This is a genomic window from Duganella callida, assembly GCF_004614165.1.
Lineage (GTDB): Bacteria > Pseudomonadota > Gammaproteobacteria > Burkholderiales > Burkholderiaceae_D > Rugamonas > Rugamonas callida.
This window is the reverse complement of the sequence record NZ_SPVG01000117.1, coordinates 38615-57638: the sequence shown is the minus strand read 5'-3', so window position 1 is coordinate 57638 and position 19024 is coordinate 38615. Positions and strand designations below refer to the sequence as shown.

The window sequence follows — 19024 nt, the reverse complement described above, 5'->3', positions numbered from 1 at the left end:
AGCGCGCTCAGCGCCAGTTCGGCGCGGGCGCGCAGGCGGTGCAGCCGGTGCGACTTATCCAGCGGCAGCGCGCGCTCGCCGAACATCTCGGCCAGCTCGCCGGCCGCCACGCGGCGCAGCAGGTCCATCTGGAAGAAGCGCTCCTGCGCGTGCACGAAGCCGGTGGCGTAGGCGACGTCGTTGCGGCTGCCGCCGCTGATCACCGGCACGCCATGGGCGTCGCGCGCGATACTGGCGGACGTTTCCAGTCCGGCGGCGCGGCGCGTCCCCTCCAGCTGCGCCAGACTGCCGCGCAAATACAGCCAGGCGCCGGCAACCGCCAGCACCAGCAAAACCAGTACGATCAACAGCAGTCGTTTGGACCAAACCAGCAGCCGGTTGTTCTTTTGCATACCATCCCCGTGGTGTCGACATTGTCAGGATGGCATAGTGCCAGAGAGCCCGCCGCGCGGCAATCGGCCAGCTGCCGTCAGAGCGTCAGCTCCCAGGTTTCGTTGACCATGTCCTGGCCGAAGGCGTGCACCGGCTCCTCGGCCACCAGCACATAGCCCTTGCCGCGGTAGATGTGGCGCGCCTGGCGCTGCTGGTCGGTGGTCCATAGCCGCACCTTGCGGTAACCGGCGGCGTGGGCGAAACGGTGGCACTCGTCGACCAGCCGCGAACCGAGGCCGTAACCGCGCGCCTGCTGCTCCACCAGCAGCAGGCGCAGTTTGGCCACGCCCTCCTCGCCGCTGCGCGCCAGCGCGACCGAGCCGACGCGCCGGCCCTTCATCTCGGCGATCCAGCAGTGCTCGCGGCGCGGATCGAAATCGCGTTCGAAGTCGGCGCAGATGCGCGCCACCAGCGCCTCGAAACTGCGATCCCAGCCCTGCTGGCGCTGATACAGCTCGCCGTGGCGGCGCGCGATCCAGGCCATGTCGCCGGCGCGGTGCGCGCGCAGCACGAAGGGCTGGGCGTACTTCATGCCTTCCTGCCGTTCCAGCAGCGTGCGGATGGTGTCCATCGCCGCCAGCATGCGCAGCTGGTCCGGCTCGTCCAGGCGCGCCAGCAGCTCGCCCACCTCCTCGCGCGAGCGGCGGTCCAGCGGTTCGTACACGGCGCGGCCGTGCCCGGTCAGCCGCAGCAGCTTGGCCCGGCCGTCGGTGGCCGACGGCACCTTGCCGACCAGGCCGGCCCGCTCGAATTTGCTGATGATGCGGCTCAGATAACCGCGGTCCAGCCCGAGGTCGCGGCACAGCGCCGCCGACGGCTGGTCGCCGTGGTTGGCCAGCTCGTACAGCACGCGCATTTCGGTCAGGGTGAAGTCGCTGTGCAGCAGGCTTTCGCGCAGCACGCCGATCTGGCGCGTGAAAAAACGGTTGAACGAACGGACCGCGGCAACGCGGTCGCGTTCGGGCATGGCGGCAACGGGCATGGCGGCTCCGGGCATTCAGATGGCCGGATTGTGCGACAGATCGCTGACTGCGTCAACATTCTGTGGCGCCCCCGCCGCGCAGTGCGCCGCTGGCCGCGGGTTGGTGTTAAAGTCGTAGCAACACGACTCCGCGGCCGCCGCGCCGTCCCCGCCATGCTAGCAGCGCCGATTCCCGACTACGACAGCGAGCGCCTGACCATCTTGCGCGAGATGCTGATCCTGGACACGCCGCCGGAACAGCGTTTCGACCGCATCGTCCAGTTCGCGTCGCGCGAGTTCCTGATGCCGACCGTGCTGATTTCGCTGGTCGACCAGAACCGCCAGTGGTTCAAGGCGCGCGTCGGCCTGGACGTGTGCGAGACCGCGCGCGACATCTCGTTCTGCGGCCATGCGATCGTCCAGCCGGACATCTTCGTGGTCGAGGACGCGCGCGCCGATGCGCGCTTCGCCGACAACCCGCTGGTGACGCAACCGCCCTACATCGTGTTCTATGCCGGCGCGCCGCTGGCCATGCCGTCCGGCTTCGTCATCGGCACGCTGTGCCTGATCGATTACAAGCCGCGCACGCTGGACGCCACCGAGCTGGCGATCCTGGTTTCGCTGCGCGACCTGCTGGTGGAGGAGCTGCTGGCGCCGCCGGAGGGCGCGGATGCCTGAGTCGTTGCACATGCTGCTGGTCGAACCACAACCGCTGCTGCGCAAGACCGTGTCGATGACGGCGCGCTCGCTGGGCCTGGGCACGGTGCACGAGGCGGCCAGCGTGCAGGCGGCCGAGCGCCTGCTGCGCGAACGCGGCTTCGACGGCGCGGTCATCTCGATCGACTGCGCCGACGGCGTCGACCTGGCCCTGCTGGACCGGGTGCGCGCCGGCCAGTCGGCCAGCGACGCCGCCATGCCGATCGCCGTCATGGTCGAGCAGGCGACCACGGAGCTGATGCACGCGCTGCGCGAGCGCAAGGTCAGCCGCGTGATCCTCAAGCCGTTCCGCGCCAAAATCCTGCTGGAAGCGTTCGCGGCCTTGGGCGCCGGCCCGCAAAGATAGTCAACGCACAGTCCCGGCGCCGGCGCCGGCCTAGCATGGGGTTTTCTGAAAGGAGGCCGCCATGGATGCCTTACCCGACATGCAGGACTGTATCGACGCCTGCACCAACTGCCACCAGGCCTGTCTGCAAACCGCCCTCACCCACTGCCTGCGCGTGGGCGGCCGCCACGTCGAACCCGACCATTTCCGGCTGATGATGGATTGCGCCGCCATCTGCGAACTGTCGGCCAATCTGCAGCTGAGCGGCTCGCCGTACGCGCCGCGCCTGTGCGCGCTGTGCGCCGACATCTGCCACGATTGCGCCGTCAGCTGCGCCGAGCTGGACGGCATGGAGGAATGCGCGCGCGCCTGCGAGGCGTGCGAGCACAGCTGCCGCAGGATGGCGGCCTAGCGCATCGCGCGCGCCACTTCGCGCACCGCCTGCAGCAGCAGGCTGGCGCCGGGCGACAGGATGTGGCCGTCCACGGTGATGATGCCGTAGGCGTCCATGCGACACGGCAGTTCGATCGGCAGGATGTTCAGTACCCCCTGCGATTGGTAGTATTGCGCCACCGCGATCGGCATGACGTTCAGCGCGTCGGTCTGTTGCAGCAGCGGCTTGATCAGCAGCACCGCGGTGGTGTCGACCACGTTGACCGGCACCTCCAGGCCGGCGCGGCGGAACATCAGCTCGCAGCGCGCGCGCAGGATGCTGCCCTGGGGCGGCAGGATCCACGGCTGGCTGGCGATGTCACGCAGCTGCAGATTCCTGGCCTGCAGCAGTGGATGGCCGGGCCGCACCACCGCGCACGCCGGCTCGTCGCCTAGTTCCTCGTAGCTCAGCCCCGCGGCGCTTTCGCGCTCGGGGATGCGGCCGATCATGAAATCCAGGCGGCCGCGCTGCAGCTGCTCCAGCAGCACGTTGGACTGCTCCATCTCGACGCCGATGCGCAGCTTGGGCGCCTGCTGCTTGGTACGCGTGATCGCCTGCGGCAGCAGCGCGATCCCCGGCGTCATGATGGTGCCGATGTCGACCTGTCCGGTCAGCCCGGCCTTGATGGCGACGATGTCCTCGTGCGCCAGCGACAGGCTGGTCAGCGCCATGCGCGCGTGCCGTATCATGGTCTCGCCGTAGATGGTCGGCTCCATGCCGCGCGGCAGCCGCTCGAACAGCTGCACGCCCAGCATCTCCTCCAGGTCCTTGAGCTGCTTGGACGCGGCCGGCTGCGTCATGTGCAGTTCCTCGGAGGCGCGGTGGATGTTGCGTTGCTCGTCCAGCGCGATCAGCAGCAGCAGCTGGCGCGTTTTCAGGCGCGCGCGCAGGAACCAATTGGGATTAGTGTCCATGGTCGAATGATATCACGTTCGATATTAATAATTGCACATTACCGGAAAATCGGATATCACTTGCATGCCGCGCCAGGGTTGGCCGCCGGCCCTTCCCTGGTCTGCTGGATGAACGGGATGGTGCCGTCGGCGTTGTACGCGAACTCCTCCACCGCCACCGAGCGCCGGTACTCGCCGCCGCCGGGCAACCTGGCGTTGTGGTAAAAGATGTAGTTCTTGCCGTTGAAGGCGATGATGGCCTGGTGGATGGTCTTCACCTTGGCGTTCTTCGCCATGATCACGCCCTGGTACTTCCACGGGCCGGTGGCGCTGGGACCGGTCATGTACGCGGTCTCCTCGGGGAATTCGCGCGAGTAGGACAGGTAATAGGTGCCGTTATGCTTGTGCAGGTAGGGCGCCTCGGTGTAGCGCTCGACGCCCACCGTGTGGATGGGGCCATCCAGTTCGGTCATGTCGGGTTTCAGCCTGGCCCATTTCAGCACCGAGTTGCCCCAGTAGAGATAGGCCTGGCCGTCGTCGTCCTGGAAGACGGCGGGATCGATGTCGTCCCAGGCGATATTGCTCTCCAGCGTCATGTCGTTGGTGATCAGCGCCGAGCCGCGCGCGTCGACGAACGGGCCTTCCGGCTTGTCCGCCACCGCCACGCCGATGGCGCGGCCGGGAATGCTGGCGTGATCGACGGTGGCGTAGAAGTAGTATTTGCCGTCACGCTTGGCGATGTCGGCGGCCCAGGCGTCCACCTTGCCCTTGGCCCACTTGAAGGCGGACGGCGCGATCGGCACGCCGCGGTCGGTCCAGTGCTGCATGTCGCAGCTGCTGTACAACCGCCATTCCTTCATCACGTAATCCTTGTCCTGCGGCGTGGCCTGGTCGTGGCCGACGTACAGGTAGACCGTGCCGTTGTCGACGAAGGCCGCCGGGTCGGCCGTGAACCTGTTGGGGAACAGCGGGTTGGCCGCTTGCGCGGCGCAAGCCAGCAGGCCGGCCGCGGCGGCGATCAGACGCGTTTTCAAGATACTCTCCAGTGTTTATCGATTTATTTTTTATTACCGCGCATGGTCATCACGCGCTGGACCACGCAGAAGATGAACAGCAGCGCGCCGATGACGATCTTGGTCCACCAGGAGCTCAGGGTGCCGTCGAAGGCGATCAGCGTCTGGATCGCGCCCAGCACCAGCACGCCGGTCAGCGCGCCCGCGACGTAGCCGTAGCCGCCGCTCAGCAGCGTGCCGCCGATGACCACCGCGGCGATCGCATCGAGCTCGGTGCCCTGCGCGTGCAGGCCGTAACCGGACAGCATGTAAAACGAGAACAGCACGCCGGCCAGCGCGGCGCAGAAGCCGCTGAAGGCGTAGATCAGCACCTTGGTGCGCGCCACCCGCAGGCCCATCATCAGCGCCGACTGCTCGTTGCCGCCGATGGCGTAGATGGCGCGGCCGAAGGGCGTGCAGTGCGCCACGTAAATGGCGATGACCAGCGTGACCAGCGCGATCAGCGCGCCGGGCGAGATGAAGCAATCGCCGATCGGCAGCTGCGTCTGCGACAGGGCGACGAAGAACGGATCTTCGATGGTGATCGAGTTGATGCTGATCAGGTAGCACAGGCCGCGCGCCAGGAACATGCCGGCCAGCGTGACGATGAAGGGCTGCAGCTTGAAGTAGTGGATCATCGCGCCCATGGCGGCGCCGAACAGCGCGCCCACTGCCAGCGCGATGCCGATCACCAGCAGCGGGGGCAGATGCCAGGTCTGCAGCATGTAGGCGCAGATCATGGTGGTCAGCGCCAGCACCGAACCGACCGACAGGTCGATGCCGCCGGACAGGATCACGAAACTCATGCCGACCGCGATCACCAGCAGGAAGGCGTTGTCGATCAACAGGTTGAACATCACCTGCAGCGACAGGAAACCGGGATAGGCCGCGCCGCCCGCGCCCAGCAGCATCGCCAGCAGCAGCACGGTGATCAGCGGAGTAAAGTATGGCGACGAGGTGATCGGACGCGCCGGCAGGCCGCTGGTGTTCACTACGGTACTCATGATGCGTTTCCCTTGGGGCGGGCCGGGAAGGCGCGGCGCCACATGTTCTTGAACTCCGGCGACTGCGACACACAGACCAGGAAGACGACCACCGATTTCACCACCATGTTCACTTCCGGCGGCAGGCCGATGGAATAGATGGTGTAGGTCAGGGTCTGGATGATCAGCGCGCCGACCACGCTCCCGGCCAGGCTGAATTTGCCGCCGGCCAGCGAGGTGCCGCCCAGCGTCACGGCGAGGATGGCGTCCAGTTCCAGCAGCAAACCGGCGTTGTTGGCGTCGGCGCTCTTGATATTGGAGGTGATCATCAGGCCGGCCACACCGGCGCAGGCGCTGCAGAACACGTAGACCAGGAAGATCAGCACCGCCGTCCTGATGCCGGCCAGCCGCGCCGCCACCGGGTTGATGCCGACCGACTGGATGAACAGGCCCAGCGCGGTCCTGCGCAGCATCAGCGCGGTGACGATGAACACTGCGGCCACAATGAACAGCGAGAACGGCAGGCCAAGCAGGTAGCCGCTGCCGATGAAGAAGAACGGCTGATAGTAGACGGTGATGATCTGGCCGTCGGTCAGCAGCTGCGCCAGGCCGCGTCCCGCCACCATCAGGATCAGGGTGGCGACGATCGGTTGCAGGCCCAGGCCCGCCACCAGCGCGCCGTTCCAGGCGCCGCACACCAGCGCCGCGCCCATGGCGGCGGCCAGCGCGAGCCACATCGGCGTATTGGCGACGTATGCGGGTGTCCCGTTCTGCATCACCATGGTGCCGCCGATCAGCATCGCCGCGACGGTGCCGCTGATGGCCACCGTGGCGCCGACCGAAATGTCGATGCCGCGCGTGGCGATCACCAGCGTCATGCCGATGGCCGCCAGGATCAGTGGAGCGGCGCGGTTGGCGATGTCGATCAGGGCGCCGTACAGATGGCCGTCCTTGAGTTCGAGGTGGAAGAAACCGGGAATCATGAACAGGTCGATCAGCAGCAGGATCGCCAGCGCCGCCAGTGGACGGAATAAGGAATGTTGCACAAGCATGGGCAGATTGGTTCCGGTTGGCGCCGCGACGCGCGCGGACGGGCTATGCATGCTGGTCTCCCGCCGCGATCACGTGCAGCACGGTGGTGTCGTCCAGCGCGCCGCGCGGGTATTCGCCGCAGGCCTTGCGGTCGCGCATGACGACGATGCGGTCGCTCACGCGCAGCACTTCCGGCAGCTCCGACGAGATAAACAGGATGGACATCCCCTTGCGGCACAACGCCGCCACGTAATCCATGATCTCCTGCTTGGCGCGCACGTCGATGCCGCGCGTCGGTTCGTCGAGGATCAGCAGCTTGGGATCGGTCACCAGCCAGCGCGCCAGCAGCACCTTCTGCTGGTTGCCGCCGGAGAGCGAGCCGATGGGCGTCTCGATGCTGGCGGTCTTGATGCCCAGCGCCTTGACGTATTCCTGCGCCAGTTGCTGCTGGCGTTTCATGGGGATGGCCTGCATGATGCCGCCGCGGGCCTGCAAGGCCAGGATCAGGTTTTCGCGCACCGAAAGGTCGAGAATCGCGCCTTCGTGCTTGCGGTCTTCCGAGCAGAAGCCGATGCCGGCGGCGATGGCGTCGCGCGGCGAGGTGAAGGAGCGCTCCTTGCCGTCCACCGTGATCTTGCCGCCATCCGCCTTGTCCGCGCCGAACAGCAGGCGCGCCGCCTCGGTGCGGCCGGAGCCCAGCAGGCCGGCAAGGCCCAGCAGCTCGCCCTGGCGGATCTCCAGATCCAGCGGCTGCAAGGCGCCCTTGCGGCTCAGACCCACGGCGCGCAGGAAGGTCTGGAAGCGCGATGGCGCGGCCGATGCCTCCGCAGTGCCATCGCCGGCGGAAACCGCAGTCGCCGGTTCGGTGGCAGCCGTCGCCTCCTGGGCCGCGACGGCGTCCGGCGCTGCGCCCGTGGCCGCACCGGCGCCACTGATGGCCGGCGCGCCGACCATCTTGTTGACGAGGTCAACGCGCGACAGTTCGCTGGCCAGGTACTCGCCTTCGCGCTCGCCGTTGCGCATCACGGTGATGCGGTCCGAGATCGCGTACGTCTGATCCAGGAAGTGGGTCACAAACAGGATCGCCATGCCCTGCTCGCGCAGACCGCGCAGGACGCTGAACAGCAGATCGACTTCCTTCTCATCCAACGACGACGTCGGCTCGTCGAGGATCAGGACCTTGGCCGACACCAGCAGCGAGCGCGAAATCGCCACCATCTGCTGGATCGCCAGCGGATACTGCGCCAGCGGCGCGCCGACGTCGATGCGGACCTGCATGCGCTCCAGCAGCCCGGCCGCCTGCCGCCGCATGGCACTCCAGTCGATGCGGCCGAACTTGCGCGGATAGCGACCGATGAAGATATTCTCCGCCACCGACAGGTTCGGGCACAGGTTCACTTCCTGATACACCGTGCTGATCCCGTGATGCTGCGCCTCCAGCGTCGATTGCGGCTGGATCGGCTGACCGGCCAGCAGAATCTGGCCGCTGTCCGGCATATGGACGCCGGTCAGCACCTTGATCAGCGTCGACTTGCCGGCGCCGTTCTGGCCCATCAGCGTATGCACCTCGCCCGGGTACAGATCGAGCGACACGCTGTTCAAGGCCTGGACCCCGGTGAACGCCTTGCTGATCCCGCGCAGCTCCAGCACAGGACTGGAAGAAGTCGTCGTCATCGTGATCAGTATTTACGGTTCGGGAATTCCTTGGCCGCGACTTCGGCCGGGAACACGCTTTCCTGCGTCACCACGCGCTTGGGCACGGGCTTGCCGGCGGCGACATCCCTGGCGATCTGCATCAGCTGGGGACCGAGCAGCGGATTGCACTCCACGGTCACGTTCAGCTTCCCGGCGATCATGGCTTCAAACGCGCCCTTCACACCGTCGATCGAAATCACCAGGATATCCTTGCCCGGTTTCAGGCCGGCTTCCTCGATGGCCTGGATCGCGCCGATGGCCATGTCGTCATTGTGCGCGTACAGCACGTTGATCTTCTTGCCTTCCGCTTTGAGGAAAGCCTCCATCACTTCCTTGCCCTTGGCGCGGGTGAAGTCGCCGGTCTGCGAGCGCAGCATCTTCAGCTTCGAATTGCCGGCGATGACTTCCTCGAAGCCCTTCTTGCGGTCCAGCGCCGGGGCCGAGCCGACCGTCCCTTGCAACTCAACGATATTCAAAACGGCATCGGGGGTTTTCTTCTGGCGCTCCACCAGCCAGCGGCCGGCGCGGCGGCCCTCTTCCACGAAGTCCGAGCCGAGGAAGCTGACGTACAGCGACGGATCGCTGACATTGACGGCGCGGTCGGTCAGGATCACCGGAATGTTGGCGCGCTTGGCTTCGCGCAGCACGGTGTCCCAGCCCGATTCCACCACCGGCGAAAACGCGATCACGTCTACACGCTGGGCGATGAAGGAGCGGATCGCCTTGACCTGGCTTTCCTGCTTCTGCTGGGCGTCGGCGAATTTCAGCGTGATGCCTTCCTTTTTGGCCGCGTCCTTGATCGACACGGTGTTCGCGGTGCGCCACTCGCTCTCGGCGCCGACCTGCGAAAAGCCGATCACCAGCGGCTTGGCGGCGAAGGCGGGAAGATTCAGGGTGAAAGCGGCGGCGAATGCGGCCGCCAGGAAGGTTCTGCGATTGCAATTCATAGCAAGTCTCCGTGGAATTTTGTAGTATTTGCTATCGCCCAGTCTATGAGAAATAGAAATATCTAACCAATGATATTTTTGATTAATGCGATATCGTTTTTAGTATGTCATCGTAGCAGACGCAGGCCGTACAGGCCGCCCGCCACCGAGCCATCGCGCGCGATAAACTTGACCACCAGCTTGCCATCCGGGGCGGCGCCCGCGGGAATCGGGTAATCGCGGGTGTACAGCTCCGACGGCGCGCCGGCGTCCAGACGCACTTCGGCCAGCAGCCGGCCATTGATCAGGATATCGAAACGCCGTCCGGCATCGCGTTTCGAATATGTCAGGCGCAGGGCTCGTCCTTCGCCATTCTTGTCGGTCAGGTCGTAGCTGAACCACCCGGTGGCATGGCGCCAACGCTTGCCCTTGTTGATGCCGGCGTCCGCGCCCTCCGCCTTGAAGAAGTGGTCGGACTCGGGCTGCTGCTCGCCCGGCGCGACCTGGTCGATGGTGCGGGCGTCCAGTGCCAGGCGCTCGGCTTCCTCGTGCGCGGCGCGGGCGCGGCGCTCGGCCAAGCCCTGCGGCGTCGCATACGGCCAGTAGACCACATAGCGTGCGTCGTGGACGCGGAAGAACGGCACAAAAGTCGTAGGCCCGGCACTTGGCGCCTGCACCAGTCCCGGCGCGGTGAACGTCAGCGGCATGCCGGGCACCGGCCGGAAACGGTCGGCAAAGGCGGTGCTCGCGCTGACCAGCACCGGCGCCTGCTCCAGTGGACATACCGGGCCGCTGGCGATATGGCCCATGCGCGAGTCGTCGGCAAAGTAGTTGAGCTTTTCGCCTGCGAAAGGATTGGTCTTTGCCGCCAGCACGACAGGGCCATGCAGGACAGCGTAATAGTCCGATTTGTCGGGCATCTGCTCCAGACGGGTGGTCATCGGCAAACGGATTTCCACCTGGTCGCCGTCGCGCCACTGACGACGCACGCTGACGTAGCGATCGGCGCCGATGGCCGCCGAAACCCGTCTGCCGTTGACGGCGATGCGCAGAGCGCCCTGCTTCACCCATTCCGGATAGCGGATTTTCAGCGTGAAGGTCTTGTTGCCCTTGATGGTCAGCGTGCTGCGGTCTTCGTCAGGGAAGCGGTTGGACTGGCGTATCTGCACGCCCTGCTCGCGCCACTCCAGGGTGGACGGGATGAACAGATTGACATACAGCTGGTCGCCGCGATGGGCATAGATGAATTCCCCGTACCTGGCGTGGTTCTCCAGGCCGGAGCCGACGCAGCACCACATCGCCTGCTGCGGCTGCGAATAGACGCGGTAGTGATTCGGCCGCATCGGCGTGAAGTAGACGAAGCCGCCGCTGCCCGGCCGCTGCGAGGACAGTATGTGGTTGTACAGCGCGCGCTCGTAGTAGTCGGCGTAGCTGCCCTTCGCCTCGCCTAGGAACAGCAGCGCGGTGAGCTTGAGCATGTTGTAGGTGTTGCAGGTCTCCGGGCCTTCCACCTCCTCGATCATGGACGAAAAATCCTTATCGTCATGGAAGTGCTCCTTGACGCTGTTGCCGCCGATGGCCACGGTGCGGTGGTCGTGGACGGTCTGCCAGAAGAACTGCGCCGCCCTCTGCCAGTCGGCGCGCGCGGTCAGGTCGCCGATGCGCCTGAAGCCGATCACCTTGGGAATCTGGGTATTGGCGTGCAGGCCGGTGAGCTGGTCCTTGCCGTCCTCCAGCGGGCGCAGCAGGGCCTGGTGCGAGAAGCGTATCGCCAGGTCCATGTATTTCCGCTGCCCCGTCATTTGCGAGACGTCGGCCAGAACTTCGTTCATGCCGCCCTGCTCGCAGCGCAGCATGGATTGCATCTGTTCTTCGCTCAGGTGCGAGGTCAGTTGCAGGGTCCAGTCGCACAGCGCGATCAGCATGGTGCGGGCATCCTGGCTGCCGGCATGGACGTAGGCGTCGCGCAGGCCGGCGAAGGTCTTGTGCAGGTTGTACCACGGCACCCATTTGCCGTTGACCGAGAAGTTATCGGCTTGCAGTCTGCCCTGGGCGATGTCGCGCCAGGCGGCAGCGCCGCCGGGAACGCCGCCGATGTAGCCGTCGCCGTTGGCCTGCTGGCAGCGCTTCAATTCCGCCACGTAGTAATTCAGGCGCTGGAAGACTTCCGCGTCGCCGGTGGCGGCATGCATCAGGGCCAGCGCCGACAGGTAGTGGCCGCCCATGTGGCCATCGAGGCCGGTCGATTCCCAGTTGCCGTAACCGGGCTGCTTCGGTGGCAGGCCGGCTTCGCGCAGGAATGGCGACAACAGCCGGTCGGCGTCCAGCGACAGGATGTAGCGCAGGTCGGTCTGCTGGGCTTCCAGAAAGGGGCTCGGGCCGAGACGAACCGCGTTTAATGGGAACAGCGCAAGCGCGCCCCCGGCGGCCGGGGCGGTGCCCGCGTCGGCAGCGGCACGCGCTGTGCCAGGCAGAGCCGTTGCCGCCGCCGCGCCGGCCGCCAGTTTCAGCACCCGTCTCCTTGCTACCGCCGGCGCGGCCATTATTTCGCCGGCAGCTGATAGCTGCGGTATTTGTTCAGGTCTGCCTGCTCCACCGTCGGCCAGCCGGCGGCGTCGAATTTCATGTCCATGATCTTCAGCTTCTGCAAATAATTGTCGGCCGTCTCATAAGCGTGCAGCACCAGGTAGTCCTTGCCATCGATGGTGTAGGCGCTGTTATGGCCCAGGCCTTTCCAGTCCATGTCGCCGGCGATCACTAGCGAGCCACCGCCCTTCATCATGTCGACGCCATTCTTGTCGAGATACGGCCCGGTCACCCCCTTCGCGCGGCCGACTACCACGTGATAGGTGCTGTCGCCCTTGCGGCAGCACAGCCCGAACGACGCGAACAGGTAATAATAGTCGCCTTTTTTGAAGATGAAAGGCGCTTCGATCTCGCCAGGCCCCGCCTTCTCGCCCGCGCCGGAGGCGCCGTTGGTGCGGCTGGCGATCGCATGCCACTCCTGCGGCTCGGCCAGGCCGGTCCAGTCTTTATTCAGCTTGACCAGTTTCAGCCCGCTCCAGAAGGAGCCAAAGGCCATCCATGCGTTGCCCTTGCCGTCTTCGATCACATTCGGATCGATGGCATTCCAGTCGTCGCGGTTGGGCACCGACTGCAGCACCATGCCCTGGTCTTCCCACTTGTAGTCGGGCGAATGCGGATTCAGGGTCTTATTGACGGTGACGCCGATGCCGGAGGTGTTCTTGCCGAAGTCCGACACGGAATAATACAAATAGTATTTACCGTTATGGAACTGCACGTCCGGCGCCCATATATGGTCGTCGAAGGTGGGCGCCGCCTTCCTCGCCCACACCGGCTGGCCCGCGAACACGCGGCCTTCCGGCGTCCAGTTCCGCATGTCCTTCGAACTGTAGAAGGTGATGCCCGGCCCCGTGCTGAACACGTACCAGGTATCGCCTTCCTTGGCCATCACAGGATCGTGCACACTGACTTCCCTGGCCGACGCACCGGCAACCGCCAGCGCCAGCATCACCGCCGATAAAACATGCTTCATTTGAACCTCGCTTAATTACCTGTCCGTGCGCCCCAGATGGACACGCCGTCCACCGACTGCGCCGTCCATGTCACCACGAATGCGCTGGCGTTGGTATTCCATTGGCGCGACAGCACGCCGCTGAAGGTGCCGGTACTGCCCAGCGTCAGCGTGATCCTGTTGTTGCCGTCGTGCTTCCAGACGCCGCTGGCCGCGCCCGACACCGTGCCATCGGCCGCAAGCACCACATTGGCGGACGCCTTGATGGTGGTCGAAATATCCTTGCCATGGTTGATCATCTTGTACGTACCCGCCGCATCGGCCGCCGTCACCTCGGCCGCCAAGGCGGTCGCGTTCCTGCTGAGCGGCGCGTAACGGAACGGCGACACCACCGGCCAGCCATCGGCATTGATGAAGAATTCATGCACGCGGAGCTGATGCAGCTCGCCCTGATTCGGGAAACGGGTATGGAAGATCAGGAAGTGCTGCCCCGTCGCCGCGTCGTAGTACGCCGAATTGTGGCCCGGCGAAACGTAGCCAAGCGGCGTGCCGCTCTCGCCGGCAGCCAGCGCGAACTGGTGATTCCCCATCAGCTTCTGCCCATATGGCGCGATCGAGGCATCGTCGAATAGCGGCAGCGCCGGATTGGCCTTCACGTTCGCCATCTCGTTGCCCTTGGCGTCCAGGTACGGACCATCCGGATTCAGCGAACGCGAAACGCGGATGTTGTAGCCGCCGGTCGAATCCAGCCCGCCGAACGAGACGAACATGTAGTAGTACCTGGACACTGGGCTGTACAGCACATACGAGCCTTCGATGCGCGCGTGATTGCCGCCCATCAGATGCTTGCCGTAACCCTGACCCGGCTTCTGCACGCCCGTGGACGGGTCCATCTCCAGGATGAAGACGCCGCCCGAATAAGAGCCATAAATCATCCACAGCTTGCCGCTCTGGTCGAAAAACGTGTTCGGATCGACCACGTTCGGCATGGTCAGCGCATCGTAGACGTGCACGCCGTCTTCGCTGGTCTGGCCCCACATGCCGGACTTGAGCAGGATCTGCTTGTTGACGTAAGGGCCTTCCACCTTGTCCGCCACCGCCACGCCCAGCGCCGATACCGGCGAGTCGCCCTTGCAGGCGCAATAGTAATGATAGAACTTGCCGTCCGCGAGCTTGACCACGTCCGGCGCCCACAAGTCCGTTACCTGCGCCCAGGCGAAGGTATCGGCCAACGCGGTGACGACGTTGTTGAACAGCGGGTTGGACGGGTTGACGCCATCGGCAATCCTGGTCCAGTTCATCAGGTCCGTCGACTTGGCGGCGGCCAGGTGCGAGCCGAACACGTAGAACGTGCCGTCCACCTTGATCACCGACGGATCGTGTACCGACGCATCGGTGAAGGTGATGCTGGTCGGCGCCGGCGTCGGCGTCGGGGCTGGCGTTGGGGTTGGAGTCGGCGCGGGCGTCGGGGTCGGTGTCGGCGACGGCGTCGGCGTGGTGCTGACGACGGCCGTGCCGCCGCCACCACCACCACCACCACCGCAGCCGGCGAACAGCAAAGCGACGCCACCCGCAATGGCCTTGCGGCGTGAAGTCATGACGTCGTCCACGCTTACTCCACTGCGACCACGATCACGGCCTTGGCCGGCACCTTGACGCTCAACTTGCCATCCGCACCGGCGGCTGCGGTGAATGGCGCCGGTTTGATCGCATTCGGCGCCTGGAACGTGTTATGCGTATCCATCGCCGCCGCGGTCAGCACATTCCCCTTCAGCGACCTGACGGTCTGGCCCGGGATATTCAGCGCCACATCGGCTTCCTTGTTCGGGTTGGTGTTGACCAGCGCCAAATACAGCTTGCCATCGGCGCCGCGTGCGGCCGACGCGCTGATCTCCGGGATCTTGAATTCTCCCGCGGTGTAGTCCGGGTTGTTCTGCAGCGTCACCGGCAGCGAGGTGGCGTTCTGGAATGGCACATACATCTGGTAAGCATAATAGGTCGGCGTCAGCACCATCTTGTCCTTGTCGGTAATGATCATGGACTGCAGCACGTTGACCATTTGCGCGATGTTCGTCATGCGCACGCGGTCCGCATGAGCGTGGAAGATATTGAAGTTAAGTGCCGCCACCACCGCGTCGCGCAGGGTATTCTGCTGGAACAGGAAGCCCGGATTGGTACCCTTCTCGACGTCGTACCAGGTGCCCCACTCGTCAACCAGCAGGCCCAGTTTTTTCTCCGGGTCGTTCTTGTCCATGGCTGCGCTGTTACGCCTGATGTGGTCCTCCATGCGCAGCGTACGGGCCATGGTCGAAATCCACTCGTTTTCAGCAAAACCGGTCGAGGCGCCCTTGCCCTCCCATTTGCCGGTCGGGATGGTGTAATAGTGGAAGCTGATACCGTAAGTCTGCTTCTTCAGTTCCTTGCTCAGCACCTCGGACCAGGCGACATCGTTGTCGTTGCCGCCGCTGGCGATGATCTTGGGGCGATACTGTTTGGGCGCGCGCAGGAAGGTTTCGACCTGGCGATACAGGTCCGAGTAGTACTGCGGACTCATATTGCCGCCACAGCCCCAGGCCTCGTTACCGACCGCGAAGTAAGCCACCTTGAACGGCTTGTCGCGGCCATTCTTGCGGCGCAGGTTGGCCAGCGTCGATTTGCTGTCGGATGTCATGTACTCGATCCACTCCGACATCTCCTGCGCGCTGCCGGTGCCCAGATTGCCGTTGACGTAGGCGTCGGCGCCCAGCTGCTCGACCAGGTCGAAAAATTCATGCGTGCCGACGGCGTTCGGCTCATCGACGCCGCCCCAGTTGGTGTTGACCTTGACGGGACGCTTCTCGCGCGGGCCGACGCCGTCCTTCCAGTGGTATTCATCGGCGAAGCAGCCGCCTGGCCAGCGCACCAACGGCACGTGGATATCCTTCAGCGCGCCGACCACGTCGTTGCGCCAGCCGCGCGTATTCGGAATCTTCGACTTCGGCCCGACCCACATGCCTTCGTAGATGCCGGTGCCCAGGTGTTCGGCGAACTGGCCGTAGATATCCTTGTTGATCACCGCGCCGGGTTTGGCGGTATCGATGGTCAGGCTGATCGCGTCAGCGGCAAAGGCGCCGCCGGAAGCCAGCAGGCACAGTGCGAGTACGCCGCGTTTGATTGGGTTCATATCTTCAGTCTCCTTTTTATAGTTGGATTACAAAGCCGCCGTGCGGCTTGACGGTTACTGCGGTTTTTTTGCCTGCGGCGACGCCGCGCTGGATGAAGCTGCGCGCGCTGTCGCCATCGGTGATGATCACGCCCTGCTTGTTGCCGGCGAAGGACAGGTCCAGCATCAGCGTCTTGTCGCTTTCGGTGGCGTTGATGCCGGCGATGTACCAGGTGTCGCCGGCGCGGCGGGCGATGACGGCGTACCGTCCCGGATAGCCATCGACGTAGCGGCTGTCATCCCAGCTGCGCGGCAGCTCTTGCAGGAAGTGTTTGACGTAGTCCGGCGCGGTGGCCATGCCTTGCGGCGTTTCGGCGAAGTGCTGGATGCCGGACAGGTACAGCACCGAGGTCGCCAGTTCGAAACCATTGGTGCTGGCGCGCTTGATATTGGGGATGTCGCCGAACACCATCGGCGTGAAGTCCATCGGGTCGAACAGGTTGCGCGTGAACGGCAGCATGGCGGCGTGGGTCGGCATCGCGTCCTGGTCCTTCTGCTCGAAGGTGGTGAACTCGAAGCCGCGTATCGCTTCCATCGTCATCAGGTTGGGCCAGGTGCGTGCCCAGCCGCGCGGCAGCGTGGCGCCGTGGAAGTTGATCAGCAGGCCGGCATCGGCGGCATCGCGCAGAATGTCGTTGTAGTAGGCGATGAACGACTGGCCGTCGCCGCCGAAAAAGTCGATCTTCAGGCCCTTGACGCCGATGTCGCTCAGGCGTTTGAATTCCTGTGCGCGCTGCTCATGCGTCAGCAGTTTGCTCTTCGGCGTGTACTCGGTCTTGTTCCAGTCGCCGGATGAGTTGTACCAGAGGATAAGGCCGACGTTTTTCTTCGCCGCGTAGTCGGCCAGCTCCCTGATCTTGTCGTAGCCGATGTTGCGGTCCCAGTTGACGTCGATCAGGGTGTAATCCCAGTGCATGTCGGCCGCGTAGTCGATGAACCGCTTCTGCACATCGTAGACGATGGAATCGTCTTTCAGGATGGCCCAGCTCCAGGATGCGTGACCGGGCTTGATCTTGTCCTGATCGAAGGCGATGGCCGGCGCGGCCAGGTCGGTGCCCAGCGTCGAGTTGGTGACGGTGGCCAGCGAGCCCAACGCGATCAGGCGCCACGGCGTGGTCAGGGTGCCGTCGGTCTCGGCCAGCAGTTTGCCGTTGGTGTAGACCTCGGCCGGCATCGGATTGCCGATGCGGTATCTGCCGCCGCTGGAGTCCGGCGCCAGGCGCGACGCCTGGTAGCTGCCGTTCATGTCCGCTTCCGAGATGGCCAGCCAGTCGGCGCCGGTCTTGAACAGGGCCGGGAATACCCATCCGGCTTCGGTCGGCGACTTGGTGCCGACCGGGATGGCCATCCGGTAGTGTTCTTCATAGGATGGGTTGGTGTTGGACCAGCCGGTCTGCGCGACTGACATCGGCTGCAACCACGCCAGCGCGCCGGACGGCATGGCGAAGCTGGTGGTTTCCTGTATCAGCTTCTTGTGCGGCAGCGAGGGGTCGGCGATGATGTAGCGGAAGGCGACACCGTCGTCCGATACGCGGAACACGATATCCATCTTTTGCCGGCGCGGGTTCTGCACGGTCCAGCTTTGCTCGTTGGCGCGGTAAGTGATGTCGCGGCGTTTGCCGACCGCCATCCGGTAGTGGTCCTCGATGGCGCGCGGCGCACTGGATGTCAGCACGGACAAACCGCTGCTGAGGTCCGCGCCTTCCAGCCGCATGCCCAGATCGGAGGCCTGCAGCACCGGCTTGCCATCACGGGCGATCGCATAAGTCAGCTTGCCGCCAGCGGCGCGCAGCGTGACCGAGATGTGCCGATCGGGGCTGCGCAGCGTCTGCGAGGCAGGAGCCGATCCAGCGGAGGATGCGGCGGCGCCCGATCCGACGGCGGTCGCTGGCGCGACCGCGCCAAGCAGGCCCGCCACGAACGCGGCGGCGCTGGCCGCCGCCGGGACGATGATTGTCTTCACCATGTTCTACACCATTTAAGATGGTTGATCTACCCCGCCGCATCGTAGTGCGGTGTCTCCGGGGGCGAACGGTGCTACTGCGGACGGCTTATACCCAGCCCGCGTCGACGATAAATTCCTGCGCGGTGCACATGGCGCCGTCGTCGGCGGCCAGGAACAGCACCATGGACGCCACATGCTGTGGCATCAGCTTGTTTTGCAAGCACTGATTGCGCTTGATGTCCTCTTCACCCGCGTCATCCAGCCACAGGTCGATCTGGCGCTGGGTCATCACCCAACCCGGCGTCACGGTGTTGACGCGGATGCCATGGGCGCCGAACTCGCGCGCCAGGCCACGGGTCAGGCCATGCGTCGCGGCCTTGGTGGTGGCATAGGCCGGATAGCCGGCGTTCTTGACGTGCCAGGAGATGGAGCCGACATTGATGATGGCGCCGGCGCCCTTCTTTTTCATGCCCTCCAGGACCGCCTGACAGGTGAAGAACATCGGGCGCTGGTTGACGGCGATGCACTTGTCCCAGTATTCGGGCGTGACTTCGGCGGTGTCGTGGCGCTGGTCGTTGGCGGCGTTGTTGACCAAAATGTCGAAGTCGCCGATCAGGCCGGACAGTTCGGCCATGGTGGACTTCAGGGCCGGGATGTCGGTAATGTCGCATGGTCGGAACAGCGGCTCCGGCCAGCCGGCTTCCTTCACACGCCGGACCAGGGCCACGCTGGCGTCGCGGGCGATATCGACGAAGGCGACTTGCGCGCCCTGCTCAGCGAAGGAGATCACCATCGCTTCGCCGATGCCGGTGCCGCCACCCGTGATGAAAACGCGCTTGCCCCGCAAGCTGCCGAACTTGGCCAGTTGTGTCATGTAGTCTCCGTTTATTATT

The 19024-nt window shown here is 64.8% G+C and carries 17 protein-coding genes; 3 read left to right on the top strand and 14 right to left on the bottom strand.

Going from position 1 to position 19024, the window contains the following annotated elements; all coding sequences use genetic code 11:
• Both E4L98_RS11875 and E4L98_RS11870 read right to left on the bottom strand, forming a co-directional pair.
• The coding region (locus E4L98_RS11875) for a penicillin acylase family protein (protein WP_167761320.1) at positions 1–392 on the bottom strand (392 nt) is incomplete at its 3' end.
• A gap of 77 nt (positions 393–469) precedes the next feature.
• On the bottom strand, positions 470–1414 hold the full coding sequence (locus E4L98_RS11870; RefSeq protein ID WP_229257363.1) for a bifunctional helix-turn-helix transcriptional regulator/GNAT family N-acetyltransferase: 945 nt from the start codon (positions 1412–1414) through the stop codon (positions 470–472).
• Between the two features lie 153 nt (positions 1415–1567).
• On the opposite strand from E4L98_RS11870, the gene E4L98_RS11865 reads away from it, so the two are divergent.
• The 3 genes from E4L98_RS11865 to E4L98_RS11855 all read left to right on the top strand — a co-directional run bounded on the left by E4L98_RS11865 (position 1568) and on the right by E4L98_RS11855 (position 2847).
• Complete coding sequence (locus E4L98_RS11865; RefSeq protein ID WP_135201766.1) at positions 1568–2071, top strand: GAF domain-containing protein; 504 nt, start codon at positions 1568–1570, stop codon at positions 2069–2071.
• Complete coding sequence (locus E4L98_RS11860) at positions 2064–2456, top strand: DNA-binding transcriptional response regulator (RefSeq protein ID WP_135201765.1); 393 nt, start codon at positions 2064–2066, stop codon at positions 2454–2456. The genes E4L98_RS11865 and E4L98_RS11860 overlap by 8 nt, the downstream gene beginning before the upstream one ends.
• Positions 2457–2517: 61 nt before the next feature.
• Entirely contained in the window at positions 2518–2847 is a 330-nt protein-coding gene (locus E4L98_RS11855) for a four-helix bundle copper-binding protein (RefSeq protein WP_135201764.1), read from the top strand.
• Here the strand turns inward: E4L98_RS11855 and E4L98_RS11850 are convergent.
• From E4L98_RS11850 to E4L98_RS11795, 12 genes are all read right to left on the bottom strand, one after another.
• Entirely contained in the window at positions 2844–3782 is a 939-nt protein-coding gene (locus tag E4L98_RS11850) for a LysR family transcriptional regulator (protein WP_135201763.1), read from the bottom strand. The two genes, E4L98_RS11855 and E4L98_RS11850, sit on opposite strands and share 4 nt — an antisense overlap.
• Before the next feature lie 56 nt (positions 3783–3838).
• Positions 3839–4795: a glycoside hydrolase family 43 protein gene (locus tag E4L98_RS11845; protein WP_135201762.1), complete on the bottom strand. Its 957-nt coding sequence runs from the start codon at positions 4793–4795 to the stop codon at positions 3839–3841.
• A 23-nt stretch (positions 4796–4818) separates the two neighbouring features.
• Positions 4819–5817, bottom strand: coding sequence for a galactofuranose ABC transporter, permease protein YjfF (gene yjfF / locus E4L98_RS11840; protein WP_135201761.1), 999 nt, complete (start codon positions 5815–5817; stop codon positions 4819–4821).
• Positions 5814–6848 (bottom strand): ABC transporter permease, encoded by a 1035-nt coding sequence (locus E4L98_RS11835; protein ID WP_205746709.1) that lies wholly within the window; start codon positions 6846–6848, stop codon positions 5814–5816. Before E4L98_RS11835 ends, yjfF begins: the two co-directional genes overlap by 4 nt.
• Positions 6849–6891: 43 nt before the next feature.
• The gene (locus E4L98_RS11830) at positions 6892–8502 is read right to left on the bottom strand and encodes a sugar ABC transporter ATP-binding protein (protein WP_205746708.1); all 1611 of its coding nucleotides are present in this window, start codon (positions 8500–8502) and stop codon (positions 6892–6894) included.
• Positions 8503–8507: 5 nt separating this feature from the next.
• Positions 8508–9470: an ABC transporter substrate-binding protein gene (locus tag E4L98_RS11825; protein WP_135201758.1), complete on the bottom strand. Its 963-nt coding sequence runs from the start codon at positions 9468–9470 to the stop codon at positions 8508–8510.
• Between the two features lie 107 nt (positions 9471–9577).
• Positions 9578–11962, bottom strand: coding sequence for a glycoside hydrolase family 127 protein (locus E4L98_RS11820; protein ID WP_307722111.1), 2385 nt, complete (start codon positions 11960–11962; stop codon positions 9578–9580).
• Positions 11963–11991: 29 nt separating this feature from the next.
• Positions 11992–13005, bottom strand: a complete 1014-nt coding sequence (locus tag E4L98_RS11815; RefSeq protein ID WP_135201756.1) for an arabinan endo-1,5-alpha-L-arabinosidase — start codon at positions 13003–13005, stop codon at positions 11992–11994.
• 11 nt (positions 13006–13016) lie between these two features.
• Positions 13017–14582 (bottom strand): glycoside hydrolase family 43 protein, encoded by a 1566-nt coding sequence (locus tag E4L98_RS11810; RefSeq protein ID WP_135201755.1) that lies wholly within the window; start codon positions 14580–14582, stop codon positions 13017–13019.
• 14 nt (positions 14583–14596) lie between these two features.
• Positions 14597–16147, bottom strand: coding sequence for an alpha-N-arabinofuranosidase (locus E4L98_RS11805; RefSeq protein WP_135201754.1), 1551 nt, complete (start codon positions 16145–16147; stop codon positions 14597–14599).
• 16 nt (positions 16148–16163) lie between these two features.
• Complete coding sequence (locus tag E4L98_RS11800) at positions 16164–18152, bottom strand: glycoside hydrolase family 97 protein (RefSeq protein WP_135201753.1); 1989 nt, start codon at positions 18150–18152, stop codon at positions 16164–16166.
• Positions 18153–18237: 85 nt separating this feature from the next.
• Positions 18238–19005 carry an SDR family NAD(P)-dependent oxidoreductase gene (locus E4L98_RS11795; protein ID WP_135201752.1) on the bottom strand — a complete coding sequence of 256 codons (768 nt, stop codon included), beginning with the start codon at positions 19003–19005 and terminating at the stop codon, positions 18238–18240.
• Positions 19006–19024: the final 19 nt, after the last annotated feature.

Coding starts and splice junctions, on each gene's coding strand:
- E4L98_RS11870 (WP_229257363.1), bottom strand. CDS start 1,414: ATGCCCGTTGCCGCCATGCCCGAACGCGACCGCGTTGCCGCGGTCCGT.
- E4L98_RS11865 (WP_135201766.1), top strand. CDS start 1,568: ATGCTAGCAGCGCCGATTCCCGACTACGACAGCGAGCGCCTGACCATC.
- E4L98_RS11860 (WP_135201765.1), top strand. CDS start 2,064: ATGCCTGAGTCGTTGCACATGCTGCTGGTCGAACCACAACCGCTGCTG.
- E4L98_RS11855 (WP_135201764.1), top strand. CDS start 2,518: ATGGATGCCTTACCCGACATGCAGGACTGTATCGACGCCTGCACCAAC.
- E4L98_RS11850 (WP_135201763.1), bottom strand. CDS start 3,782: ATGGACACTAATCCCAATTGGTTCCTGCGCGCGCGCCTGAAAACGCGC.
- yjfF (WP_135201761.1), bottom strand. CDS start 5,817: ATGAGTACCGTAGTGAACACCAGCGGCCTGCCGGCGCGTCCGATCACC.
- E4L98_RS11835 (WP_205746709.1), bottom strand. CDS start 6,848: ATGCTTGTGCAACATTCCTTATTCCGTCCACTGGCGGCGCTGGCGATC.
- E4L98_RS11830 (WP_205746708.1), bottom strand. CDS start 8,502: ATGACGACGACTTCTTCCAGTCCTGTGCTGGAGCTGCGCGGGATCAGC.
- E4L98_RS11825 (WP_135201758.1), bottom strand. CDS start 9,470: ATGAATTGCAATCGCAGAACCTTCCTGGCGGCCGCATTCGCCGCCGCT.
- E4L98_RS11815 (WP_135201756.1), bottom strand. CDS start 13,005: ATGAAGCATGTTTTATCGGCGGTGATGCTGGCGCTGGCGGTTGCCGGT.
- E4L98_RS11810 (WP_135201755.1), bottom strand. CDS start 14,582: ATGACTTCACGCCGCAAGGCCATTGCGGGTGGCGTCGCTTTGCTGTTC.
- E4L98_RS11805 (WP_135201754.1), bottom strand. CDS start 16,147: ATGAACCCAATCAAACGCGGCGTACTCGCACTGTGCCTGCTGGCTTCC.
- E4L98_RS11800 (WP_135201753.1), bottom strand. CDS start 18,152: ATGGTGAAGACAATCATCGTCCCGGCGGCGGCCAGCGCCGCCGCGTTC.
- E4L98_RS11795 (WP_135201752.1), bottom strand. CDS start 19,005: ATGACACAACTGGCCAAGTTCGGCAGCTTGCGGGGCAAGCGCGTTTTC.